The following is a 23,280-nucleotide window of genomic DNA, read 5'->3' on the forward strand; positions in this document are numbered from 1 at the left end:
CGCTTGCACCACTATCGTTGTCGCCTGGCCGGGTTTGAGCGGGAGGAGGCCGGGATGGCGCAGTGGTGCCTCGGCGTGGACCTGGGGACGAGTTTCTCCGCGGGAGCGATCGCGACGGACCGGCGGGTGGACATCCTGGAGGTCGGCGGGGAGCGCCGGGTGCCGTCCACGATCCTGCTGAACGACCAGGGCGTGCTGGTGTCTGGCCGGGTCGCGCAGCGGTCCATGGTCCGCCATCCGGAACGGGTGGAGCGCAACCCCAAACGTTATGTCGGGCGGGCCGCGATGCTGCTCGGCGGCGTCGCGGTGGACGTGAAGGACGCGATGGCGGCCATCCTGTCGCTGTTCGTGGCCGAAGGCCGCACCCGGTTCGACGGCGCGGATCCGGCCATCGTGGTGCTGACCTGCCCGGTCGCCTGGCGGCCCGACCGGCGGGAGATCCTGAAGGAGGCCGGGCGCGCGGTGGTGCCGGGCGCCCGGATCGTCATCGTGGAGGAGCCGGTCGCGTCGGCGCTGCACTACACCTCGCTGCACAGCGTCTCCGGCGGGCGGCAGGTGGCCGTCTACGACCTCGGCGGCGGCACCTTCGACACGGCGGTGCTGTCCGCCGACGGCGCCGACTTCAACGTGATCGGGGAGCCGGGCGGGGACGACATGATCGGCGGCGAGGTGTTCGACGAGCGCGTCTTCGCCTTCCTGGGGGCCCAGCTGGAGCGCTCCGCCGCCGACTGGTGGGCCGAGGTGAGCGCCAACCCGGACCGCCGTTACCGGGCCGCGGCGGCCGATCTGCTGGACGAGGCGCGGGCGGCCAAGGAGACCCTGTCGGCGTACGACACGGCCAGCCAGTACGTGGCGGGCGCGGACGTGGACGTCCAGATCTCCCGGGCCGACCTGCACGCCCTGGTGGGCGCGGACATCATCAGGACGGCCGACATCCTGGACGAGACGATCGCGGCCGCCCGGGTGGAACGTCACCAGTTATCCGGCATTTTCCTGACCGGCGGCGCCAGCCGGATGCCGCTGGTCCACGAGACGATCAAGGCCAGGCACGGCGACCTGGTCCGCACCTACGACGACCCCAAGATCGTCGTCGCGCTGGGCGCGGCCCGGCTCGCCTGGACCGTGCTGGAAGCCGAGACCGCCAAGGTCGCGGCCAAGAACGCCGCCAAGAACGCGGCGCTCAACACGATCGTGAGCCCGCTCAAGCCGCCGTCCAAGCCGCTGGAAGGCGGATCCCTCAAAACGGTCATGGAGGGCGTGCTCGCGGTCCGGGTGACCGCGACCGGAACCTACTGCCTCTGCGTCGACGGCGGGCGGCAGCTGCTCAGGCGGCTGGACGTCGCCACCGGCCGCGCCGACCGGGAGCTGGCCTTCGGTCCCGTCATCGACTGGGCGGCCGCCGACGAGGGCATCCTGCTGGCCGAACGCGGCCCGAACGGCGCGGTGATCCGCACCCTCACGCCGGAACTGGTGATCCAGTCCACCCAGGTGCTGCCCGGCGTGGCCGAGGTGCGGACGATCGCCAAGAACGGGATCGGCTGGGCGTTCTTCGCGCCGGGCCCGGTCGTGCCGGTCGACAACTCGCGCGGGCTGCCGTGGGGGGAGGCCGGCGAGCTGACCATGCTGGAGTTCCGGCTGGGCGGGTTCTTCCCCGAGCCGGCCCGGATGCCGCTCGGCCCCTCGGCCCGCTGGTTCGTCAACGAGGACGGCGTCCGGCGCAGGCTCCTGGACCAGGACAGCCCCACCGGCGTCGAACCTGCGCTCGCCGTCGGCTCGCCCGGCTGCACGGTCGTGCTCGGCCAGTACGCCTTCCAGAACGGCTTCCTGCCCTGGCAGGTCTTCCTCATCATCGACCCGGGCGGGCGGGTCCGCCGGGTCGAGCGCCGCCCGCCCAACTGGCTCCAGCAGGTCGTCCTGCACGAGTCGAAGTGGTTCGTGGCGACCAGCGCCGGGCTGGAGATCGACGCCGCCCCCAACCCGCCCCGGGTGCTCGCCACCCGGCCGCGCACGGGCGCGCTGCGCTGGTTCCCGGCCGGCCGGGAGATGTACGCGGTCGGCATGGACACCGTGCTGCCGTCCCAGGGCTGGTCGGTCCAGCACTGCGACCGGAGCACCGGCAACCTGCGCACGCTCGCCCACGAGCCGGCCGGGACGCTGCTCGGGCACCTCACCTCGCGGCTGCCCGGCGAGCGTCCCCGGGTGATCGTGGACGGGGAGACGCTCTGGCTGGGGGTGTCCGGCGCGCGCAACACCTCCCGGATCATGCACGTCACGCCCGCCGGGGTGCGCCAGGCGCTGAGCGCGCCCGGCTGGGCCGAGCCGCTGGCCAGGGTCCCTTCAGGGCTGCTCTATTTGCGGCTCCCCGAGGCCGTGCCGGGGCCGGAGCAGTCGCTACCCGGCCGGCTCTGCCTCCTGCCGGACTAGCGCCGTCGCGATCTCGCCCCGCAGCCCGGCCGCGCGCCCGGTGAGGGTCTTGATCGTCTCCAGGCGTTTGGTGGCCGACTCGCGCGCATCGCGCTTGTCGGCCGCGTTGCTGACCGCCAGGGTGCGCAGTTCGGCGCGGCGGGACTCCAGGTCCTTGCGCTGGGTGGCCAGCGCGGTGTCGGCGCTCTGCTCGACGGTGGTGCGCCAGTTGGCAACCTCGCGTTCCAGGGCGAGGGTGATCTCGTTGCCGGCCTGGTTGAACTGCTCGGCCAGGAGCCGGCGCAGGGCCTGCTGGTTGCGGTGCACCTCGTCCCATTCGCGGCGCCGGACCAGCACGGCGGCGGCCAGGGCCGGGCCGATGATGAAGCCGATCGGGTTGAGGTGGGCGATGATCAGGCCCAGGCTGGCCGCCATCGCGGCGGCGGGCACGCCCTCCCGGAACAGGTCCATCTTGGCGCCGGTGGTCGGCTCGCTCTTGAGCTCGTGCGACCAGACCCGCGGCATCGCGACCTTGGCCAGGTCCATGTCCATCGGGTCCAGCCGGAGCGAGCGCAGGAACTCGTTGAGCGCGGTCCCGACCAGCGTGCTCACCTCGGCCACGATCTCGTCCCAGGCGGCCTGGATGGAGCGCTCGACGCTCTCCGGCAGCTGCTGCAGGTAGCGATCGAGATCGGCGCGCTTGGTCAGCTCGCCCACCGCCTGCTCGTACGGCTGCCGCACCCGGGCCAGATGCGCCCGCGCGATGGTCGCCACCTCCCGCCCGAGGAACTGGTTGCCCACCGCCTGCCTGCGGCGTTCCCTGCCGATCTCGACCAGCTCCGCCAGCCCGGCCTCGACCTCGGCCAGCCGCTTGGCGGGCTCCTTCGAATCGTCCGAGGCCCCCGCCACATGGTCGGTCGCGACCGCGCCCACCGCCGCCAGCACCGAGGCGCACGCCGACACCACGGTGGCGCTGCGGGCCAGTTCGCGGCCTTCCGCGCAGCTGCGCAGGTAGTCCTCAAGCCGCCCGATCCCGCTCCGCTCGTGCAGCTGGTCGGCGCGCTCCGGGCGGCCGAGCCGGCGCTGCGCGACCGCGGCCTCGGCCAGTTTGGCGCTCACCGGCAGCCAGGCCGCGGCCCGCAGGATCCGCCCGTTCTCCGGCGTGACCAGGCCGGACTCGGCCACGAACAGCTCCAGCCTGCGGCGGTTCTCGGCCAGCAGCGCCTGCCAGTTGGCCGAGTCCTCCACCTTGGTCAGCACGAAGGTGACCGCCTGGACCCGCTGCACCGCCTCGGCCAGGAACTCCAGCTCGTGGCGGAGCACCGGCTGGTCCTGGGCGCTGAGCGCGAACAGCAGCGCGTCGGCCCGCTGCAGGATCGCCACCGTGGCCTGCCGGTGCCCGACCGTGAGGCTGTCCACGCCGGGGGTGTCCAGCAGCCGCACCCCCTCCAGCAGTGGGTGGTCGACGGTCAGCTCGACGTTGACCACCTCACGGCGCTTGGCGGGGTCGCCGGTCATCGAGGCGTAGTCGGTGATCTGCGCGGGGTCGATGGCGAAGTCCTCGTTCGCCTTGTGCACCTTGGCGGTCAGCGCCGGGCCCCGGCGCAGCCCGAGGTAGCAGTTGGTGGCCACGTCCGCGTCCACCGGGAGCAGCCCGGGGTGCCCGATCAGCGCGTTCAGCAGGCGGCTCTTGCCGCGCTTCTGGGCGCCGGCCAGCACGATGGTGGTCTCGGTCTCCTTCCATCTGGCCGCGACCTGGACGAGCACCTCGGCCAGGTCGGCGCGGCCGGCCTGCTTGGCGAGCGTGTTGACCTCGTTGGCCAGGCGCAGCACGCGGGTGACGAGCTCAGCCGACATGGGGGGAACCTTTCTGGACCGAGGTCACCGCGAGGTGGGCGTAGCTGTCGCTGACGCTCTCGGCGGCCCGCCGGTCGGCGGTGAACGGGAGGAAATGGCTGAGCGAGCGGAACCGCGCGCTCAGCGCGGCCGCGTAGGCGGCCACGTCGGGGGGCCCGCCGGCGATCCCGACCTGGGCCGCGCCGTCGGCGCCCGCCAGCAGGCTGCCGAGGGCCTGCCGGTCCTCGGCGGGGACCAGCGGCGAGGCCAGCAGCCGGCGGACCGCGTCGGCGTCCACGGGGGCCGCAGGGACCGGCAGGAAGATCGGGGCCTGGGTCTGCAGGCGCGGCGGCGCGGCCAGGTCCTCCAGCACGCCGAGCACGTCCCTGGCGCGCTGCCCGCCGACCCGGCCGCGCTCGATCATCGCGCGGGCCCGCCACCGCTCGGTCGCCCGCCGCGCCGCCTCCGGCACGTCCTGGGCGGGTACGGCGAGCTGTTCGGCCGGGTCGTCGGAGCGGGCCAGCCGGAACAGCTCGTTGGACATCTCGTCGGTGAGCACCAGCTGGCCGCGGGCGACCGCCTCGACGGCGGCGAACAGGCGCAGCCCGTGCAGGCCGGCGGCGATCGGCTTGGTCTCGTCGAGTTCATTGGCGAGGGCGTCGAGCACGGCCAGGTCGGAGCCGAACGCGGGGGAGCGGGTGATCCGGCGCAGCTGGGTGATCGCGGCCAGGGCTTTCAGCTGGCCGGCCCGGCGGGCGAAGTGGGCGATGCCGCCGGCGACGGTGCCGCTCCTGGCCCCAACCCCGAATCCCGATTTATCGAGCAATGTCTGGCGGAGGGCTTCGGGGCCCTCGCCGACGTGGGTGATCGCGGTGCGTAAGCCGTACCGGTGCAGGTGGCGGACCAGGCGGGCGGCCACCTCGGGGGTGAGCGGCGAGTCGGGGGAGTCGGCGAGGTCGTCCAGGTCGAGGAGGAGGAACTCCAGGTCGGCCTCGTCCAGGGTGGCGAGGGCGGCCAGGCCGTCGAGTTCGGCCGGGCCGAGCGCGCCGGTGCCCGCGGTCTCGGCCAGCAGGCCGATCACCGGGACCACGTCGAAGACCGAGGCGCGCAGATCCGCGTACGCCTTGACGGCCAGCCGCCTGGCCGTCGGCCAGGGGTCCTCCTCGTCGCCGCGGCGGTCGATCTGGCTCAGCACGGCCAGGGTGTTCACGCAGGTCATGCCGCACGCCTCGGTGAGGCCGCGGAACTCGGCGAGGGTGCTGTCGTCGAAGGCCTGGACGTAGCGGAGCACGTAGATCAGGGCCTGCGCGTGGTCGTCGTCCTGGTCGGTGCCGAACAGCATGCGGCGGGCGGCGCGCTCGTTCTCGACGGTCACCGTGTTCATGCCGGGGGTGTCGACCACGGTGATGGCGCGCAGGGCCTCGGAGGTCAGCTGCACGCGGATCCGGCGGACCAGGTCGATCGGGACACCCAGTTCGGCGGGGAGGCGGTGGCCGGGGTCCAGGCGGGTGAGGAAGGTGCGGCCGTCCTCGCAGTCGACCTCGACCCGGCCGTCGTCGGGGCCGTATTCGTACTGGGTGACGACCCGGGTGCACTCGCCCGCGTCCACCGGCGCGACCGGGAGCCCGAGCAGGGCGTTCACCAGGGTGGACTTCCCGCTGCTGACCGCGCCGGCGACGGCGATCTTCAAGGGTGCGTCGAGCCGGACCCGGACCTGGTGAACCCGGTCCCGCAGACCGGGATCGGCCAGTTTGGCGATGGTCGTGCCGCAGAGCTCCCGCAGTCGGTCACTTGGGTTCATGAAAAGTCCCCGAAATCCCCTAAATCAGAGAAATCGTCACTAAAGTCCGTTTCTTTAACGGAATGGTCGAAATGCCCCTCGAAATCCTGGTAAAGGTCTTCGGGTTCGGCCTCGGTGGTGCTCATCGTCTCCTCGAACATGGCCAGGCTTTCCGCCGGAGTGGGAGCCGGGACCAGGCCATAAAGGAGGTCGTAGAACGCCGCCGCGTCATCTCCCTCCAAGCCCTCATTACGGTCGAATATCATGCCGTGACATCTCATGTCGTTTCAGCGGCGGGAGTGGTCTGATCGTTGCAGTTTTCCCGGTTCTAGCCCCCAGTGCCGGGCATTTTCGGATTCGGGAGGATGTGCCGCGGATGCCTGCTCCGCTTGTCGGCGGTGACATCGGTGATCTCGGTGATCTCGGTGGCGACATGCCCGGCGACGACTCCGCGCTGGTCGCGGCCGCGCGCTCGGGCGACCCCGAGGCGTTCCGCCAGCTCTGGCAGCCGGTCGAACGGCGGGCCTTCGGCCTCTGCTTCCACCTCACCGCCAACCGCCCGGACGCTCTCGACGCGCTGCAGGACACCCAGATCGCCGCCTGGAAGGGCCTGGACCGGTTCGAGGGCCGGGCGCCGTTCGCGGCCTGGGTCCTGGCCATCGCCAGGAACTCCGCCCTGTCGGTGGTACGGCGCCGCAGCTCCCACGACGACCTGCTGTTCCCCGAAGCGGCGGAACCGCGCGCGGCCGAGAGCGGGTTCGACGAGACCGTGGCCGGCCTGGTGGACCTGCGCAGGGCACTGGGCACGCTCTCTCCCGCGCACCGGTCGGCGCTGCTGTTATGGGCGGGCGGGCTGACGTACGAGCAGACCGCGGCCACACTGGAGGTGCCGCTGAACACCGTCAAAGTGTGGATCTTCCGCGGCCGGCAGAGCCTGCGCGAACTGCTGGGATAGCTCATGACGGCGGATCCCGCCGATACACCACGACCTGCGGCACCCGCAGCACCTCGGCGCCGTCCAGATACCCGGCCCGCACGGTCTCGGCGATCGTGTCGTGCGCGTCCGGGTCGTCGGTGGGCGCGGTGTCCACGGCCTCGTGCCGCTCGCCGTCGAACGGCTCGCCGTCGGGGCGCACCTCGCTGATCCCGGCCGCCGCCAGCGCGGCGCCCAGCAGTTCCGCCAGGTCAGGGGAGCGTTCGCCGAGCTGGTCGCGGAAGCGGGCGCAGGCCAGGGCCAGCGCCGCGCGGTCCGGCCGGGTCTCCAGCAGGCGCTCGATCTGCTGGGCGACGGCCGGGCTCGGACCGCCCGCCGCCACTTCGGCGAGCGCGCGCGCCAGCCCTTCTCCCGCGCTCAGGGGGGGTTGAGCGGGGGAGGGGGCAGGGCGGCCGGTGGGCATTCTGGCTCCTCGGGGAGGTGGGGTTCGTGGCCCGACCGGCCTACATGGTGGCCAGGACGTAGCCCAGCACCATGCCGACCACCATGCACACACCGGCCGTGATCGCGGCCGCGACGCCGAGTTTCTCGCCGCGCCGGTGGCCGATCACGCCGAGCGCGATGCCGACCGGGCCCAGGATGATCGGGAGGATCAGCAGGGCCAGACCGGCCAGCACGAAGGCGATGATCGACATGGTCTGAGCGCCGCTGACCTGCTTGTTGTGCTGCCCGTACTGCTCGTACTGGTGCCCGTACGGCGGACCTTGCTGGCCGTACGGAGGGGGTGGCGGGTACTGGTAGCCGGGCTGCTGGGGCGGCAGCGGCGCGCCCGCGTCGTACGGCGGGAGCTGCTGGCCGTAGGAGCCGGGCTGGGGCTGAGGGGGCTGGTTCGGGTCCTGGGGGTTCCCCATGGTGGGTTTCCTTCCGGTGGAACGTTCCTGCTAGGCGGTGTACTCCGGACCGGGCAGCGCGCCCTCCACGATGTCGTGCGAGCTCAGGCCGGGCTCCTCGGTGGCCGTGTCGGGGGTGGTGGCGCCGGTCTCGGGGAACAGCGGCGCGTCGTCGGCGGTGGGCGGAATGGTGACCGCCACCACGTCGGCCTGGCCGTCGCTGTTGGTGTCGAACAGCGCGGTGTCCGCGACGCCGTCATTGTCGGTGTCGAGGATCGCCGTGTCCACGTTGCCGTCGCCGTCGGTGTCGTAGGCCTCCATGTCGATGTCGCCATCGCCGTCCAGGTCGGACACGACGGCGTCGGCGACGCCGTCGTTGTTGCTGTCATACGCGGCGGTCTCGTAGTAGCCGTCGCCGTCGGTGTCGGCGAGCTCAGAGGTGCCGGCGTCGTACACGTCCATTTTCTACTCCAAAGTCTGCTGGGTGGATCGTCATGGAGGTAGATGCGGGCGGGACCGGCTTTGTTTCACCGATCTTTGTATCGGTCCGATTTTTCGGGCGAACCTCTGACCTGGGAGTTCGGCAGGGCGGCCCGATCGTCCTATGCTTGACCAAGCGATTGCTTGATACCGGGAGGCTGCCATGATCGAGTTCATACCGATGACGCGGCACATCGGGGCCGAGGTGACCGGGGTCGACCTGCGCAAACCGCTCTCCGAGGAGGAGACGCGGACGGTCCGGCAGGGCTGGCTCGCGCACAAGGTTTTGTTCTTCCGGGACCAGGAGATCACCGACGAGGAGCACATCCGGTTCGCCGAGCACTTCGGCACGATCAACCACCCGGCCTTCAAGAAGGACAGCGGCACCCCCATCCACGTCCTGGACCAGACCTCCCCCAAGGGCGAGGGCGCCGACGAGTGGCACAGCGACAACACCTTCGAGCCGGTCCCGCCGATGGGCTCGCTGCTGCGCTGCATGATCCTGCCCTCGGTGGGCGGGGACACCATGTGGGCCAACACCTATCTCGCGTACGAGACGCTCTCGCCGTCGATCCAGCGGCTCTGCGACGAGCTGACCGCGATCCACGACATCACCGGCTCGATGAGGAAGGCGATCTCCAAGGGCCACGACTTCGACCTGGCCGAGATCCAGCGCAAGTGGCCGCCGATCGAGCGCCCGGTGGTCCGCGTCCACCCCGAGACCGGCCGCAAGGCGCTGTTCGTGAACAGGGCCTCCACCACCCGCCTGGCCGGTCTCACCGACCGCGAGAACGAAGTGCTGCTGCCGCTGCTGGTGGACCACGTCCGCAACCCCGAATACCAGGTCAGGCTGCGCTGGCGGGTGGGCACGCTGGCGTTCTGGGACAACCGCAGCACCCAGCACTACGCCGTCGCCGACTACACCGAGCGGCGCCGGATGCACCGGGTGACCGTGAACGCCTTCCCCGAGCACCTGGATCGGTGACGAAACCGTCGCCGGGACCTGGTACTAAGGACCGGTGACCGAAGAAGAGGTGTTGCGCGAGGAGGCCGAGGAGCGTCTACGGGCGCTCGCGGGCCCGGACGCGCGACTGCGCGAGGACCAGTGGCTGGCGATCAAGGCGCTGGTGGTGGATCGGCGGCGGGCGCTGGTCGTGCAGCGGACCGGCTGGGGCAAATCGGCGGTCTACTTCATCGCCACCGCCCTCCTGCGCGACCTGGGCGAGGGCCCGACGGTCATCGTGTCGCCGCTGCTGGCGCTGATGCGCAACCAGATCGCCGCCGCGGAGCGGGCCGGCATCCACGCGGCCACCATCAACTCGGCCAACGCCGAGGAGTGGGAGAAGATCTACGCCCAGGTCGCCGAGGGGACCGTGGACGTGCTGCTGGTCAGCCCGGAACGGCTGAACAACCCCGAGTTCCGCGACCAGGTGCTGCCCGAGCTGGCCGAGAGCGCCGGTCTGGTGGTGGTCGACGAGGCGCACTGCATCTCCGACTGGGGGCACGACTTCCGGCCGGACTACCGGCGGCTGCGGACCATGCTGGCCGAGCTGCCGCCCGGAGTGCCGGTGCTGGCCACCACGGCGACCGCGAACGCGCGCGTCACCCGGGACGTGGCCGAGCAGCTGGCCGGGGACGAGGAGGAGACGCTCGTCCTGCGCGGGCCGCTGGAGCGGGAGAGCCTGCATCTGAGCGTGGTGAAGCTGCCCGGGGCCGGGCAGCGGCTGGCCTGGCTGGCGCAGACGCTGCGCGAGCTGCCCGGGTCGGGGATCGTCTACACGCTGACCGTGGCCGCAGCCCAGGAGATCGCCGCGTATCTCCGCGAGCAGGGGCATCCGGTGGCCGCCTACTCCGGGCAGACCGAGACGTCGGAACGGCTGGCCGCGGAAGAGGATCTGCTCGCCAACCGGATCAAGGCGCTGGTCGCCACCTCCGCGCTGGGGATGGGGTTCGACAAGCCGGATCTCGGGTTCGTCGTGCATGTGGGGGCGCCGCAGTCGCCGGTGGCGTACTACCAGCAGGTGGGCCGGGCCGGGCGCGGGGTGCGCAAGGCCGAGGTGGTGCTGCTGCCCGGGTCGGAGGATCGGGAGATCTGGGCCTACTTCGCGTCGCTGGCGTTTCCGGCGGAGGCGGTGGTCCGGGCCACGCTGGCGGCGCTCGGGGAGGGCGGGGTGCTGTCCACGGCGGCGCTGGAGAACCGGGTCGATCTCAGCAGGAGCCGGCTGGAGATGATGCTCAAGGTCCTCGACGTCGACGGGGCGGTGCGCCGGGTCAAGGGCGGGTGGGAGGTCACCGGGGAGCCGTGGGCTTACGACGCCGAGCGGTATGCCCGGGTGGCGGCCGAGCGGCGGGCCGAGCAGGAGGCGATGCTGGCCTACCAGACCACGACCGAGTGCCGGGAGCTGTTCCTGCGCCGCCATCTCGACGACGACACCGCCGTGGCCTGCGGGCGGTGTGACAACTGCACGGGCGCGTGGCGGTCCGCCGAGATCCCGGCCGAGGCGGTGACGGCCGCCGACGAGCGGCTGACCCGGCCGGGGGTCGATCTGGAGCCGCGGCGGCAGTGGCCGACCGGGCTCACCGACCTGAAGGGGCGGATCAAGCCGGAGCTGGGCGCGGAGACCGGGCGGGCGCTCGGGCGGCTGACCGACATCGGGTGGGGGACCCGGCTGCGCGAGCTGCTGGCCCAGCCCGACGGGCCGGTGCCGGACGACGTGTTCGCCGCCGTGGTGACCGTGCTCAAGACGTGGAGCTGGGCGGAGCGGCCGGTCGCGGTGGTCAGCGTGCCGTCGGTCTCCAAGCCGGTGCTGATCCGGTCGCTGACCGAACGGCTGGCGCAGGTCGGGCGGCTGGCCGATCTCGGGGAGCTCGGGTATCGGAACGGCTCGCCGGGGCGGCAGTACAACTCGGCGCAGCGGGTTCAGGCCGTCCGGGGCACGCTGGCGATGCCGCGCGAGCTGGGCGGGAAGCTCGCCGAGCTGTCCGGTCCCGTGCTGCTGGTCGACGACCGTGCCGACTCGGGGTGGACGTTGACGCTGGCCGCCGCGCAGCTCCGCCACGCGGGCGCGACGGCGGTGCTGCCGCTGACTCTGGCTACTTAGAGGCGGCTACTTAGAGGCGGGGGCGGGCGCCCAGGTTGGCGATGCACTTGGCGGCCAGGGCGTTGCCCGCCGCCAGTGCGTCGGCCGGCTGCTTGCCGTTCAGCCAGCTCGGCAGGAATCCGGCCGCGAAGGCGTCACCCGCGCCGGTGCCGTCGACCACCCGGTCGACCGTCTCGGCGGGCACCCGGACCGGCTCGGAGCGGCTGTTGGTGTACCACAGCGCGCCCTCTTTGTTGAGCTTGATCACGACCTGCGGGAACCACGCGGTGAGCACCTTGGCGGCGGCGTCCGGCTCCTCGCGGCCGGTCAGCACCTTGGCCTGGTCGGCGTTGGCGAACAGCAGCTTGACCCCGTGCGTCCACTCCAGGAACGGCTCGGCGCCGGTGCGCTCCACCGGCGCGGACGAGGCGCAGTCCACCGAGATCGACATACCGGCCCGGCGGGCCAGGTCGAGCGCGGCCAGACCGGCGTCGCGGGAGCCTTCGCAGATCAGCGTGTAGCCGGAGATGTGCAGGTGACCGCCCTGGGTGAACAGGTCACGCGGCAGGTCCTCGGGGGACAGCGCCGCGTTCGCCCCCGGGTCGGACAGCATCGTGCGCTCGCCCTTGTGCGTGACCAGCACGACACAGGTGCCGGTGGGACGCTCCGGGTCCATCACGAGACGGGCGTCCACCCCATAGCCCATCAGCTCCATGTCACGGTTACGTCCCGTGATGTCGGCGCCGCGACGGCCGATGAAGGCCACCTCGGAACCTTCCACGGCGAGCCACGAGGCGATGTTCGCCCCGGAACCACCGCCGTGCATGGTGACGATTGCCGGGGTGTCACTGGCACGGGCGAGGGGGAACCTGGCGCGAGCGACCGCGTCGGTCATGAGATCGCCCACCACGACGACCCGGGTCATGATGTCACCACCTTGCCAACTGCTGAGGGAGGTGATTCCGCCGCACCATTGGGGGGGTCGGCGTCCTCTCCGTGCGATATGAGGCTGACGCCGAGAAACTTAACAGCTTCTCGCGACGCCGTGTGGGGTAGAGCGGACACTCGTGCACAGTCGATGCACAAGCGTTGCCCAACTATCCCAAGCCGGGCGTCGATACGCTCGACCTGTGGAACCACCGTACCCGGCGCATTGGGAGGCCGACGTCGTGCTGTCCGACGGCGGCACGGCGCACCTGCGGCCGATCCGTCCCGCCGACGCCGAACTTCTCCGTGCGTTCTACTCGCGTTTGTCCGATCAAACGATTTACTTCAGATTCTTTGGGCCTCGTCCGCGTTTGTCCGATCGAGAGATCGCCTGGTTCACGAACGTCGACTACGACGACCGGGTGGCGCTGATCGCCACCATCGGGACGGAGATGGTGGCCGTCGTCCGGTATGACCGGGTGAAGCCCGCCGACCACGCCGAGGTGGCCTTCCTGGTCGAGGACGCACACCAGGGCCGGGGCGTGGCGGCCGTGCTGATGGAACACCTCCGCGCCGCCGCGCGCGAGCGCGGGATCCGGACCTTTATCGCGGACGTGCTCCCCGCCAACCACCGGATGAACATGCTGTTCCGGCAGGCCGGATACACCGCGCGCAGCACTTTCGCCGACGGCGTGGTCCGGCTGACCCTCGACCTGGCCACCACCGACACCGCCGTCGAGGTCACCTCGGCCCGCGAGCACCGCGCCGAGGCCCGCTCGATCCAGCGGCTGCTCACCCCGGAGTCCGTCGCCGTCATCGGGGCCAGCCGGGAACCCGGCGGAATCGGGCAGACCGTGCTGCGCAACCTGCTGGCCGCCGACTTCACCGGCCCGGTCTACCCCGTGCACCGCGAGGTCCGGGCCGTCGCCGGGGTCCGCGCCTACCGCAGCGTCTCCGCCATCGACGGTGACGTGGACCTGGCCATCGTGGCCGTCCCGGCCGAGAGCGTGCTCGGCGTGGTCGAGGAGTGCGCGCGCAAGGGCGTCCGAGGGCTGATCGTGGTCTCCAGCGGCTTCGGCGAGACCGGCGAGGAAGGCGGCAGGCGGCAGCAGGAACTGGTCCGGATCTCCCGTCTGTACGGCTTGCGCGTGGTCGGCCCCAACTGTCTGGGCATCGCCAACACCGATCCCGCCATCCGTCTCAACGCCACTCTGGCGGCGACCCTCCCGGGCCGGGGCAGAGTGGGGTTCTTCAGCCAGTCGGGCGCGCTCGGGACGGCGTTGCTGCAGCGGGTGGCGCAGCGCGGGATGGGCATCTCGACGTTCGTCTCGGCGGGGAACCGGGCCGACGTGTCCGGCAACGACCTGTTGCAGTACTGGGAGGAGGATCCGGCGACGGAGGTGATCCTGCTCTATCTGGAGTCGCTGGGTAATCCGCGTAAGTTCACCCGGCTGGCGCGGCGGATCTCCCGTACCAAACCGATCGTGGTGGTGAAGTCCCAGGGGGTGCCGAACGGGCACGCGGTGTCGGCGCTGGGGCTGCCGGACACGGCGTTGAGTTCGCTGTTCGCCCAGGCGGGGGTGATCAGGGTGGACGATCTCACCCAGTTGTTCGATGTGGGGCAGTTGCTGGCGTATCAGCCGTTGCCGGATGGGCCGAGGGTGGGGATCGTCAGCAACTCGGACGCGCTGGCGTTGCTGGCCGCGGACGCGTGCCTGGCGGCGGGGCTGAAACCCGGAGCGCCGGTCAATCTGGGGGCTCGGGCGGGGGCGGAGGAGTTCGGGACGGCGCTCGCGGCCGTGCTGCCGGCGGTGGACGCGGCCGTGGCGATCTATATGCCGCCCATTCCCGGGCGGGCCGATCTGGTGGCCGCCGAGCTGGTGCGGGTGGCGAACGAAGCAGGCAAACCGGTGGTGGCCACGTTTCAGGGTGAGCTGGGGCTGCCGGTCGAGCTGCGCGCCTCCGGCGAGGGTCCGGCGCGCGGGTCGATTCCCTCCTACCAGGCGCCCGAGGAGGCCGTGCGCGCCCTCGCCCATGTGGTCAGGCATGCGCGCTGGCGCACCGCGCCCATCGGCACAGTTCCGGAAATTTCGGTAAATCGGGAGGAGGCGCGGCGGATCGTCGCCGCCGCGCCCGCCGACACTGAGATCGACGCCACCGCGCTGCTCGCCTGTTACGGCATCGCCGTCGCGGACGCTCCCGCGCCGGGGCCCGCCGTGCCGACCGTCGTCGGGATGATCCAGGACCGCGATTTCGGGGCGGTCGTGTCGTTCGGGCTCGGCGATGTGGCGGCCCGGCTGCTGGGCGACCACGCGTACCGGCTCGCGCCGCTCACCGTCGAGGACGCCGCCGACCTGGTCCGCGCGGTGCGCACCGCGCCGCTCCTGTTCGGCGAGTACGGCTACCCGCCCGTGGCCGTACCGGCCCTGGAGGACCTGCTGGTCCGGGTCGGACTGCTGGCCGACGCGCTGCCCGAGGTGGCGCGGCTGGATCTCGACCAGGTCCTGGTCGGCGAGGACGGCGTCACGGTCCTGAACGCTCGCGCCGTCCTGCGCCCGGTCGTCGGCCCCCGCCCCGACGGAGGCCCCCGCCGCCTCGGCTAGTGGTTGACCGAACATGGCCGGAACGGCGTACAGCCATGCGCGCCGGACATCACGAGCGCGTCCGGCCTGGTCAGCACGCCGGCCTCGGCCGGCAGCAGGCTGGTGAGGGCGAACGTGACCGACTCCCCGGACCCGAGCGTGACGGCCAGGTCCACGTCCCCGACCCCGTTGTTCACCGGGCAGCCCCCGTGGCTGCTTCCGCACGTCCACGGAATGAACTCCCACGGTCCCGGCCAGTCGATCCGCGCGTCCGTGCTCGCCGTCCCTGGACTGACGTTCTTGATCGCGACCTGGTACCGGAACGGCTGCCCCGGCACCTGCGGGTTCGGCGTCGAGGTGACCGAAATGTCGAACGCCGGATCCGGCGCCTGCACGGGCGAACCCGTCAAGAGGGCCGCCACGGCCGCACCCAGCCATCCCATGAGCCACCCCGATGATCGTCTCCGGTCGGTACGCCTCTAGCGATAACCGCGAGCGGGCAACGGGAAACAAAAGGGATGGGCAACACCCAATACCCATTCCAAATACTGCTAAATCCGTATATCTAGGCTGGCGAGAAGGTGGCTTCGCATGTGAAATCCGGGTCCGTGACAGGGCAGGATGGACCCCATGAGGGATACCCGAGTCTCGGCTGCCGACCTGCGTGAGGCGATCGACCGCAGCGGCTACTACCCCGACCTGGTCGCCGACGCCGTCGACTCCGCCTTAGGCAAAGAGCAGGTAACCGCGTTCGTCGTGCACCACGAGGCCACGTTCGACCCGGCCATGGAGGTGCGGCGGCACGTCACCGTGCTCGTGCTCTCGCCGACCCGGCTGCTGGTGTGCCACACCGACGAGCACCCGCCGGCCGAGGGCAGCCCCGCGTCGCACGCCTCCACCACCACCGAGGCCGTCCGGCTCAGCCGGATCCAGTCGGTGGCGATGACCCGGGTGGTGCCCGATCCCGCGTCCTACGTGCCCGGCGTGCCGCCCAGCGAGGTCACCCTGACCATCGGCTGGGGCGCCATCTCGCACGTCGACCTCGAACCGGCCACCTGCGGCGACGAGAACTGCGACGCCGACCACGGCTACACCGGCGCGGTCACCGCCGACGACCTGCAACTACGGGTCAGCGAGGCCGCCGACGGGCCGGAGGCCGTCACCCACGTCCTCGCCTTCGCCCGCGCCCTGTCCGAGGCCACCGCCCGCGCCGCGAGCTGACCGTGCCCGGCCCCCACCTCCCGGCGTACGGCTCCGCCTCGCTGAGCGACTTCCCCGGTTCGCTGCTGGCCGCGTTCGGCGGCGACGCCGAGAACACCCTCGGCCTGGCGCCCGCGTCCCGGGTCTGCCTGTTCCTGGTCGACGGGATGGGGGCCGAGCTGCTGCGCGCCCATCCCGCCGCGGCGCCGTTCCTGTCGGCGGCGCTGGGACGCACGATCACGGCCGGATTCCCCTCCTCCACCCCCACCAGCCTGGCCACCCTCGGCACCGGCGGCACCCCCGGCGAGCACGGGATGATCGGCATCAAGATGGCCGTCCCCGGCGAGGGCCGGTTGTTCAACTGCCTGCGCTGGACCGCCCCCGGCCTGCCCATCGACCCCGACGTCTGGCAGCCCGCCACCACCGTCTACCAGCGGCTCGCCGCCCTCGACGTGGACACCGTCTATGTCGCCACCGGCGCCTTCGACGGCTCCGGCCTGACGCGCGCCGTCTACCGGGGCGTCGACCACCGCCATGCCGAGTCCATCGACGAGCGGGTCGACGGGGTGCGGCATGCGCTCCAGACCCCTCGCACGTTCGTCACCGTGTACTACGGCGACCTCGACAGCACCGGGCACCTGGCCGGGTGGGGTTCGCCCGCCTGGCTGGACCAGCTCGCCGTCGTCGACCGCATGGCCGAACGCTTGGCTGAAAGCCTGCCGCCCGGCGGGGTCATGTATGTGACGGCAGACCATGGCATGGTCAACGCCACCGACAAGTTCGACCTTGATCAGCATCCTGAGCTCATGGCGGGTGTCTCCCTGCTGGGGGGCGAACCTCGGGCGCGGCATGTGTACACCGAGGATGGCGCGGCATCCGCGGTCGAAGCCGCCTGGCGGGAGGCTCTGGACGGGAGGGCGTGGGTGGTGTCCCGGGAGGAAGCGGTGGATTCCGGGTGGTTCGGTGGGAGTGTGCGGCGGGAATGGTTGCCACGCATCGGGGATGTCGTAGCCGTGCCGTACGGTGGCTGCGTGGTCATCCCGGCGGAGGCGGAGAAGTTGGAGTGGGGGTTCACGGGGTATCACGGGTCGTTGACGGTAGAGGAGCTGAACGTCCCGCTACTGGAGATTCATCGGTGAAATGCCTGGAGGGGGCGTTATGAATCCGCTGATCAGTGCTGAGAGCCTGGCCACCGAGCCGGTCACCCTGCTGGACGTACGTTGGCGGCTGGGCGGGCCTCCCGGGGTCGACGCCTACCACGAAGGGCACATTCCGGGCGCCGTCTTCTGTGACCTGGAACACGACCTGGCATCGCCGCCTGGTTCCGGCGGGCGTCATCCGCTGCCCTCGGCCGCGGACTTCCAGGCTGCCATGCGCCGGCTCGGCGTCTCCGCGTCCCGCCCGGTCGTGGTCTACGACGAGGCCGACTCCACCGCCGCCGCCCGAGCCTGGTGGCTCCTCCGTTACTTCGGCCATCCCGACGTCCGCGTCCTCGACGGCGGTCTCCGCGCCTGGACCCGCGCCGGCCTCCCCACCACCAAGGACATCCCCGACACTCCCGGAGGCGACTTCACCGCGACTCCCGGCGGAATGCCCACCCTCACCGCCGCAGAAGCCGCCGACCTGGCCACCACCGGCCTCCTCCTCGACGCCCGCGCCCCCGAACGCTACCGAGGCGAAACCGAACCCATCGACCCCGTCGCCGGTCACATTCCCGGCGCCGTCAACGCCCCCACCACCCAGAACGTAGAACCAGGCGGCCCCTTCCACAGCGCGGACTTCCTCCGCGAGCGCTTCAACACCCTCGGCGCCGTCAACGACGTCCCGGTGGGCACATACTGCGGCTCCGGAGTCACGGCAGCCCACCAGGTCCTCGCCCTGGAAATAGCCGACATCCCCGCCGCCCTGTACGTCGGCTCCTGGTCCCACTGGATCACCGACCCCAGCCGCCCTATAGCCCTCGGCTGACTGGGGGGTTGGAGGCGACTTCTTCATACCCGCAGGTTTCACGCTGGCAGGCCGATGTAGCCTGCCGGCATCCCTTCTGAGCGCGGGCCCGATCAACCGCAGTTTCCGGATTCCTTCGCCTCCGCCACGATCTGGTTGATCGTCTTCGTCTCGTATGGCTCCCGCTGTTCAGGGCGCAGTTTGTACCGCCACTCTCCGCCCTCATACCTGAAGGTGTAGTCCTCGATCAAGATCAGCCGTTGGGCCCGGACCACCGCGCGGTTGCCGGAGACCAAAACCTTCTTGATCACCCAGGCGATGCCCTGCGCGCCCTGCGGGCACAGCTTGAATCGCCGCTGGTAGTCCTTCCGCGACACGATCTCCTGATCGGCGGCCGTCCAGCCATCCCAGAAGCTTCCGTAGTCACCGACGGTGTACGCCTCGAACGAGGCTTCCGCGGCCTTCCTGGCGCCGGCCCGCGTACGCGGCTGCGCCGGAGGCTCGGAGGACTCAGCGCCTTCCCCGGCCGGAGCCGCCGACGCGGTCGCCGACACGGCGGCCTCCGCGACACCCTCGGGGGCGCGCTCCACGAGCAGGACCGCCAGAACGACCACCGCGATCAGCGCACAGACCGCGACAACCGAAACAAAGATCAACGGCAGGCTAGCGCCAGCATTACGTCGCCTCCGCACGGTGCGCTTGTAGCCGGAGCGAGTCATGACATCTCCAGCGATTGGAGGATTGTATGGTGGCTGTGAGACGTATGTGATCACACCTCGGTTGCCCTCAGTCGCTGTCCGCATCCGGACAAGAGGGCATTGGCATGAACGATGGCAAGCTATGCCGAGACGGCGGCCTTCGGGGGAGCTGAATCGAGACGGCGGGCTCCAGGAAATGCCATGCCAGCCTGGGCCTTCAGGTGGTCAGTCGCCGACCTTCTCATCCTCATTCGGGCGTAGTGCGCCTGGCCCACCGGATGGTCACTCAGCACGCCCGCCGACCCTCTCATGCGGGCGCAATGGTCATTGCACGGCCGCCGACCCTCTCGTGCGGGCGCAGTGCGCCTGGCCCGCCGGACGGTCACTGCACGGCCCGCCGACCATCTCGTGTGGGAGTGGTGCTGGTCGTCGCCCTCCTCCTCGCAGTAATCTCCCTGGCGGTCGCTATGGTGGCCGTCGTCAGGAGGATCCAGGAGGCTCGATGCCGTATCTGTTGCAGCTGGCGGCGGTGGCCCGCCGGACCGGCTATCCGGTTACCGAGGTGGCCGGGTGGCGGACCCGTGGTCATGGCGCGATGTCGAGGGTCGAGGGTCTGGTGTGTCATCACACCGCGGGCTGGGACGACCTGCATGTGGTCCGCGATGGCAGGCCCGGTTTGGATGGGCCGCTGTCGCAGATCTGGCTCCGTAAGGACGGCCGGATCTTCGTAGTGGCCGCCGGGAAGTGCTGGCAGAACGCGCCATCCACCTCGCCGCACCACATGAACCACAACTCGATCGGGATCGAGGCGGAGAACGACGGCAAGACGCCATGGCCGGCCGCCCAAATGGACGCCTACCGAAGGTTGTGCGCAGAACTGGCGGCCGAGTTCGAACTGCCGGCGTCCCGGGTGCGGGGCCACAAGGAAGTCAACCGAGCCAAAGTCGACCCGCACTCGATCAGCATGCCCACGTTCCGCGCGGCGGTAGCCCAGCTCCTGTCAGGTGAGGACGAGCCCAAGCCGGAGACAGAGGACGACGTGCCCGTCTTCACCCGGGCACTGGAACTGGCATCACCGATGATGCGCGGCGACGACGTGCGCTCCTGGCAGTCCCGCGCGCGCACCCACGTCCCCGACCTCGACGCAGACAGCTGGTACGGCAAGAAGTCGACGGCCGCCTGCCGACAGGTGCAGGAACTCCTCGGCATTCCGATCAGCGGCGTGGTGGACGAGGAGACCTGGCTGCTTTCCCACATCTGGGAACCTGAAGCGGAAGAGTGAAGAAGATCCCCACAGCCGCGACCGCCACGCTGCCGACCGGGGATTTCCTAGCTCATGACCAGCCCTGAACGCCGCCACCGGCCGCCGCGAGGGCATCTCGCGCCGGGGCTTCCTTAGCTCATGACCAGCCCCGCATGACGCCCGCCGTGTGGGCCGGTCGCTGCTGTACTTGACAGGGCCGGGTATGCCCTGCGGCCAGCGGTAGGGCCGCTCGCCGGAGAACGATTTTCAGGTGGGGCGGCGGCCCCGGACGAGATCGAGGAAGGTACCGACGTGGAGGGTGGGGAGGGGTCGGGGCGGCGGCGGGAGGGGGGCGGCCCCCGGACGAGGTCGAAGAAGGTGCCGACTGCCGTTCTCCGGCCAGCGGGAGCCGTGCCAGCCTTCAGCCGGTGAGAGCTCTGATTGGCCTCCAGCCTTGGGGGTTCTGCGGGTTGGACCTCGCCTATTCAGCGCGCTGTCTCCACCTGGCATCGGGCCTCGCGACCGGCGCGAACGCGCCTTTGGGGTGCAGAGCGAAACGGGCGTTTTCGCAGGCCGGGTGAACGAAGCGGCAAGATTGCGAACTATCGGGGTTAGTTTCCTGTGCCGAAGCAGGCGAAGCCTGGGATGTCGGTTTCGAGGGCTGCGGTGGCGAGTGATTGGGCTGGGGAGTGGCCGGTTGCCAGTAGTTCGTGGAAGCGGCGCATTAGGACGAGTGCTTCCTCGTCTCGTACGGGGACTACGCCGGCGATGACGCATTTGGCTCCTTGTTCGAGGAAGGCGCCGGCCAAGCCCCATGCGATGCCGTCCATGGGGGCGTGGGCCATGCCTGCTTCGCAGGCCGAGAGCACGACCACGGGTGGCACGCGGGTGACGCGCAGCAGTTCGTAGGCCATCAATGGGCCGTCTGTGAGGGCGATGCTGGAAAGCATTGGGCTGCGTGGGGAGAACATGCCGTGTGCGGCTATGTGCAGAATTGCCGCCGATCCGAGTGCCTCGATGACCGCTTCTTTGTTTGCTGGGATGGTGGTGGCGTTCTGGTGGGTCTGAGCTATTGCCCGGACCTCGTCGAGAGCGTGTATCAGGCCGGGTCCGGCCACGCCGATAACGAGGGAATTGGGTTCGGACCTGGGTGGGGTTCCGCCCGCGTGGGAGTTCACCGAAAGCGGGCAACCCCGGAGCGAGGGCAGCAGGGGCCAGGGGAGGGTGTGGAGCGAGCCGGTGGGGACTACGATCATCGGGCCGGGTTTCAGGTGGAGAGGTCCCAGCAGTACCGCGTCCAGGGCCGCAAGTTCCGCTTCCGGCATCGATGTGCAGCCAGGTCCGGCATCCCGCAGATTGCGACGCCGTAGTTGATAGCGAATCCGGATTGTGGCTTCGGCTATTTCGGCATACGAGCCGATCGCGTGCAACTCGCAGTCACCGTCCTGGGCAACTACCGCGAAGAGTTCGTCTTCGTGCCGGACGTATTCCACGAGGCAGTCTGGGCCGATGGTCAAAACGTTGTCGGTGGGGCGGCGGGTGAAGGTGCTGGTGAAGTCGCCGCGGACCACTGAGCGCCATCGTTCCGCCCAGGTGAGTACTGCACGGCCGTCGCCTTGTAGCAGGGCGAGTTCGAGGCCGAAGGCGGCCAGGTCCTCGGCGCCTCGAACCGCGTGCGCCCGTATTTCCGCGGCTCCGACGATCATCGGGCCGTCGATGCCCTGATCTGAGGTGGGGGAGAGCGTCGTCAGGAAAGTGCCGATGCCTGCCTCTACCGAGGCCATGGCGGCGGAGTCCTCCCCGTTCATGTGGTGGAGGGCGGCTTGGGCGTGGTGACGGACTACCGGGCGGGTACGCGAATCGAGGAGGCGGGACAGCTGGACGGTCGCCGCCTCCCGATCTTCCAGTCGCTTCGCGGTGCGTCCAGCGAGTAGGCGGAGCGAATCCGCTTGGGCGTGCCAGCCGGTGTCGACGAGGTCGTCCGCGCATGCGTACAGGTCGGCCAGGAGGCCAGGGAACGCTGGGGCGGGCTGATCGGCTTGAGCCAGTCGAGCCCGCAGCACTATGTCAGTGGCCAACGGAGCCCATCGGCTTCGGCCTTGGTCGAGAAGTTCGGCGTGGGCGGTCTCCGCCGTCTGCTGGGCTTGGAAGGGATCTCCCGTGAGGAGTTCCACTTGGGCCAGGAGAAGCCGGGCATCACTCAAAGCCACCTGCGCATTCGAGGCGGCCAGGACAGGAACGGCCTTCTCCAGGAGCGACCGTGCTTCGTTTGGGAGACGCGCGGCGACCAGCGCCTGGGCGAAATCGGTGCGCATCGCCGCCAGCCGCTCCGGAAAACCGAGAAGCGAATGCTCAGCGGCTTGATAACTCTCAAAGGCGGCCGGAATATCGCCTCGCCGCGCAGCCGCGAAGGGAAGATTGCCCTCAGCCAGCATCGCCAGATGACTGAGCCCCGAACCCTTGGCGACCTCAGCCGAACACGTGAGATCGGCCACCGCCTCACCGAATCGTTCGAGGAACACATACGCCAGACCACGATTGAGCAGCGCCCCCGCATGAAAACGCGGATCTTCGACCAGCGCCGGGATAACCGCCGTACACCCAGCAGCCGCCTCCAGATGACGACCGACCAGCACCAAGGGAACCGCCCGCTGAACCTCCAGCCGACAACGATCCAGCCCGACCAAGTCGGATTCGATCCGATCGGCCAGCTCAAGCGCAGCCTCGGGATCACCCAGCAGCGCCCGAAGCGGCACCTGCGACATCCCCGCCTGCGCCGCAACCCCCGGCAGCCCAACCGCCTCCTCAGCCGCCCGACTCAGCAACTCATCCGCCAACGGCAGATCCCCAAGCTCCCAAACCGCCAACGCCATCCCCCGCAACGCGATCGACGCCGCCTCCCGCTGCCGCCCCCGCCCACTCACCTCAAGAACAGCCTCCGCCTCCACCCGTGCCGCCCGAGGATCCCGCCCAGCCAACTCAACGGCCCTCACCGCCCGAACGACCAGCGGATCCACACCACCATCGAGACCGTCTCCACCCCTCGCGGCCTGATCCCCAAGCGAATTCGCACCGCCCTGGAGAATGCCTGCGGTCTTGTCGGCGGGAGGTTCAGATGGATTCGCGCCGACCGGCTCGTTGAGATCCGCGCCGCCGCCGAGGACATCCTCAGCTCTCGCGGTCTGATTCTTGGGCGGAGTTCTGTCGGGGTCGACAACGTCTTTGGTGCTGGGAGCGCGAGATGTGAGCAGATCTGCCCTGATGTCCATTGAGTCTGCGG

General features: G+C 70.4%; 19 protein-coding genes. 9 read left to right on the forward strand and 10 right to left on the reverse strand.

Annotated elements, in window-relative coordinates:
• The first annotated feature begins 54 nt into the window (after window positions 1-54).
• Window positions 55-2,424: an Hsp70 family protein gene (locus Acor_RS21690; RefSeq protein WP_155338540.1), complete on the forward strand. Its 2,370-nt coding sequence runs from the start codon at window positions 55-57 to the stop codon at window positions 2,422-2,424.
• On the opposite strand, the gene Acor_RS21695 is transcribed toward Acor_RS21690, so the two are convergent.
• From Acor_RS21695 to Acor_RS21705, 3 genes are read right to left on the reverse strand one after another with little or no spacing between them, the layout of a single operon-like run.
• Complete coding sequence (locus Acor_RS21695) at window positions 2,392-4,260, reverse strand: dynamin family protein (RefSeq protein ID WP_155338541.1); 1,869 nt, start codon at window positions 4,258-4,260, stop codon at window positions 2,392-2,394. The genes Acor_RS21690 and Acor_RS21695 overlap by 33 nt on opposite strands.
• Window positions 4,250-6,040: a dynamin family protein gene (locus tag Acor_RS21700; protein WP_155338542.1), complete on the reverse strand. Its 1,791-nt coding sequence runs from the start codon at window positions 6,038-6,040 to the stop codon at window positions 4,250-4,252. Before Acor_RS21700 ends, Acor_RS21695 begins: the two co-directional genes overlap by 11 nt.
• A complete protein-coding gene (locus tag Acor_RS21705) occupies window positions 6,037-6,285 on the reverse strand; it encodes a hypothetical protein (protein ID WP_155338543.1) in 249 nt (82 codons plus the stop codon). The genes Acor_RS21700 and Acor_RS21705 overlap by 4 nt, the downstream gene beginning before the upstream one ends.
• Window positions 6,286-6,395: 110 nt before the next feature.
• Here Acor_RS21705 and Acor_RS21710 point away from each other — a divergent pair, with 110 nt between their 5' ends.
• Entirely contained in the window at window positions 6,396-6,974 is a 579-nt protein-coding gene (locus Acor_RS21710; protein WP_246238920.1) for an RNA polymerase sigma factor, read from the forward strand.
• A 1-nt stretch (window position 6,975) separates the two neighbouring features.
• Here Acor_RS21710 and grpE read toward each other — a convergent pair whose 3' ends face one another.
• From grpE to Acor_RS21725, 3 genes are read right to left on the reverse strand one after another with little or no spacing between them, the layout of a single operon-like run.
• Window positions 6,976-7,416, reverse strand: coding sequence for a nucleotide exchange factor GrpE (gene grpE, locus Acor_RS21715; RefSeq protein ID WP_155338544.1), 441 nt, complete (start codon window positions 7,414-7,416; stop codon window positions 6,976-6,978).
• Window positions 7,417-7,456: 40 nt separating this feature from the next.
• Window positions 7,457-7,864, reverse strand: coding sequence for a hypothetical protein (locus tag Acor_RS21720; protein WP_155338545.1), 408 nt, complete (start codon window positions 7,862-7,864; stop codon window positions 7,457-7,459).
• Window positions 7,865-7,894: 30 nt separating this feature from the next.
• The gene (locus Acor_RS21725; RefSeq protein ID WP_155338546.1) at window positions 7,895-8,305 is read right to left on the reverse strand and encodes a hypothetical protein; all 411 of its coding nucleotides are present in this window, start codon (window positions 8,303-8,305) and stop codon (window positions 7,895-7,897) included.
• A 181-nt stretch (window positions 8,306-8,486) separates the two neighbouring features.
• Between Acor_RS21725 and Acor_RS21730 the strand changes: the two genes are divergently transcribed.
• Both Acor_RS21730 and Acor_RS21735 read left to right on the forward strand, forming a co-directional pair.
• Window positions 8,487-9,308 (forward strand): TauD/TfdA dioxygenase family protein, encoded by an 822-nt coding sequence (locus tag Acor_RS21730; RefSeq protein ID WP_155338547.1) that lies wholly within the window; start codon window positions 8,487-8,489, stop codon window positions 9,306-9,308.
• A 34-nt stretch (window positions 9,309-9,342) separates the two neighbouring features.
• Entirely contained in the window at window positions 9,343-11,424 is a 2,082-nt protein-coding gene (locus Acor_RS21735) for a RecQ family ATP-dependent DNA helicase (protein ID WP_246238921.1), read from the forward strand.
• Window positions 11,425-11,434: 10 nt separating this feature from the next.
• Here Acor_RS21735 and Acor_RS21740 read toward each other — a convergent pair whose 3' ends face one another.
• On the reverse strand, window positions 11,435-12,328 hold the full coding sequence (locus Acor_RS21740; protein WP_155338548.1) for a carbohydrate kinase family protein: 894 nt from the start codon (window positions 12,326-12,328) through the stop codon (window positions 11,435-11,437).
• A gap of 205 nt (window positions 12,329-12,533) precedes the next feature.
• Between Acor_RS21740 and Acor_RS21745 the strand changes: the two genes are divergently transcribed.
• A complete protein-coding gene (locus Acor_RS21745; RefSeq protein ID WP_155338549.1) occupies window positions 12,534-14,933 on the forward strand; it encodes a bifunctional acetate--CoA ligase family protein/GNAT family N-acetyltransferase in 2,400 nt (799 codons plus the stop codon).
• Here Acor_RS21745 and Acor_RS21750 read toward each other — a convergent pair.
• Window positions 14,930-15,334 carry a COG1361 family protein gene (locus tag Acor_RS21750; RefSeq protein WP_155338550.1) on the reverse strand — a complete coding sequence of 135 codons (405 nt, stop codon included), beginning with the start codon at window positions 15,332-15,334 and terminating at the stop codon, window positions 14,930-14,932. The two genes, Acor_RS21745 and Acor_RS21750, sit on opposite strands and share 4 nt — an antisense overlap.
• Before the next feature lie 208 nt (window positions 15,335-15,542).
• Here Acor_RS21750 and Acor_RS21755 point away from each other — a divergent pair, with 208 nt between their 5' ends.
• The 3 genes from Acor_RS21755 to Acor_RS21765 are packed head-to-tail and all read left to right on the forward strand — an operon-like array spanning window position 15,543 to window position 18,080.
• Window positions 15,543-16,133, forward strand: coding sequence for a DUF5998 family protein (locus tag Acor_RS21755; protein WP_155338551.1), 591 nt, complete (start codon window positions 15,543-15,545; stop codon window positions 16,131-16,133).
• 2 nt (window positions 16,134-16,135) lie between these two features.
• Window positions 16,136-17,251 carry an alkaline phosphatase family protein gene (locus Acor_RS21760; RefSeq protein ID WP_155338552.1) on the forward strand — a complete coding sequence of 372 codons (1,116 nt, stop codon included), beginning with the start codon at window positions 16,136-16,138 and terminating at the stop codon, window positions 17,249-17,251.
• 19 nt (window positions 17,252-17,270) lie between these two features.
• Window positions 17,271-18,080, forward strand: coding sequence for a sulfurtransferase (locus Acor_RS21765; RefSeq protein WP_155338553.1), 810 nt, complete (start codon window positions 17,271-17,273; stop codon window positions 18,078-18,080).
• Between the two features lie 92 nt (window positions 18,081-18,172).
• Here Acor_RS21765 and Acor_RS21770 read toward each other — a convergent pair whose 3' ends face one another.
• Window positions 18,173-18,673, reverse strand: coding sequence for a hypothetical protein (locus Acor_RS21770; protein WP_170317027.1), 501 nt, complete (start codon window positions 18,671-18,673; stop codon window positions 18,173-18,175).
• A 586-nt stretch (window positions 18,674-19,259) separates the two neighbouring features.
• Here Acor_RS21770 and Acor_RS42310 point away from each other — a divergent pair.
• Window positions 19,260-20,039 carry a peptidoglycan recognition protein family protein gene (locus Acor_RS42310; protein WP_170317028.1) on the forward strand — a complete coding sequence of 260 codons (780 nt, stop codon included), beginning with the start codon at window positions 19,260-19,262 and terminating at the stop codon, window positions 20,037-20,039.
• 572 nt (window positions 20,040-20,611) lie between these two features.
• On the opposite strand, the gene Acor_RS21780 is transcribed toward Acor_RS42310, so the two are convergent.
• Complete coding sequence (locus tag Acor_RS21780; protein WP_155338556.1) at window positions 20,612-23,269, reverse strand: CHAT domain-containing protein; 2,658 nt, start codon at window positions 23,267-23,269, stop codon at window positions 20,612-20,614.
• Window positions 23,270-23,280: the final 11 nt, after the last annotated feature.

Origin of the sequence: Acrocarpospora corrugata, assembly GCF_009687845.1 — a bacterium.
Classification (GTDB): domain Bacteria; phylum Actinomycetota; class Actinomycetes; order Streptosporangiales; family Streptosporangiaceae; genus Acrocarpospora; species Acrocarpospora corrugata.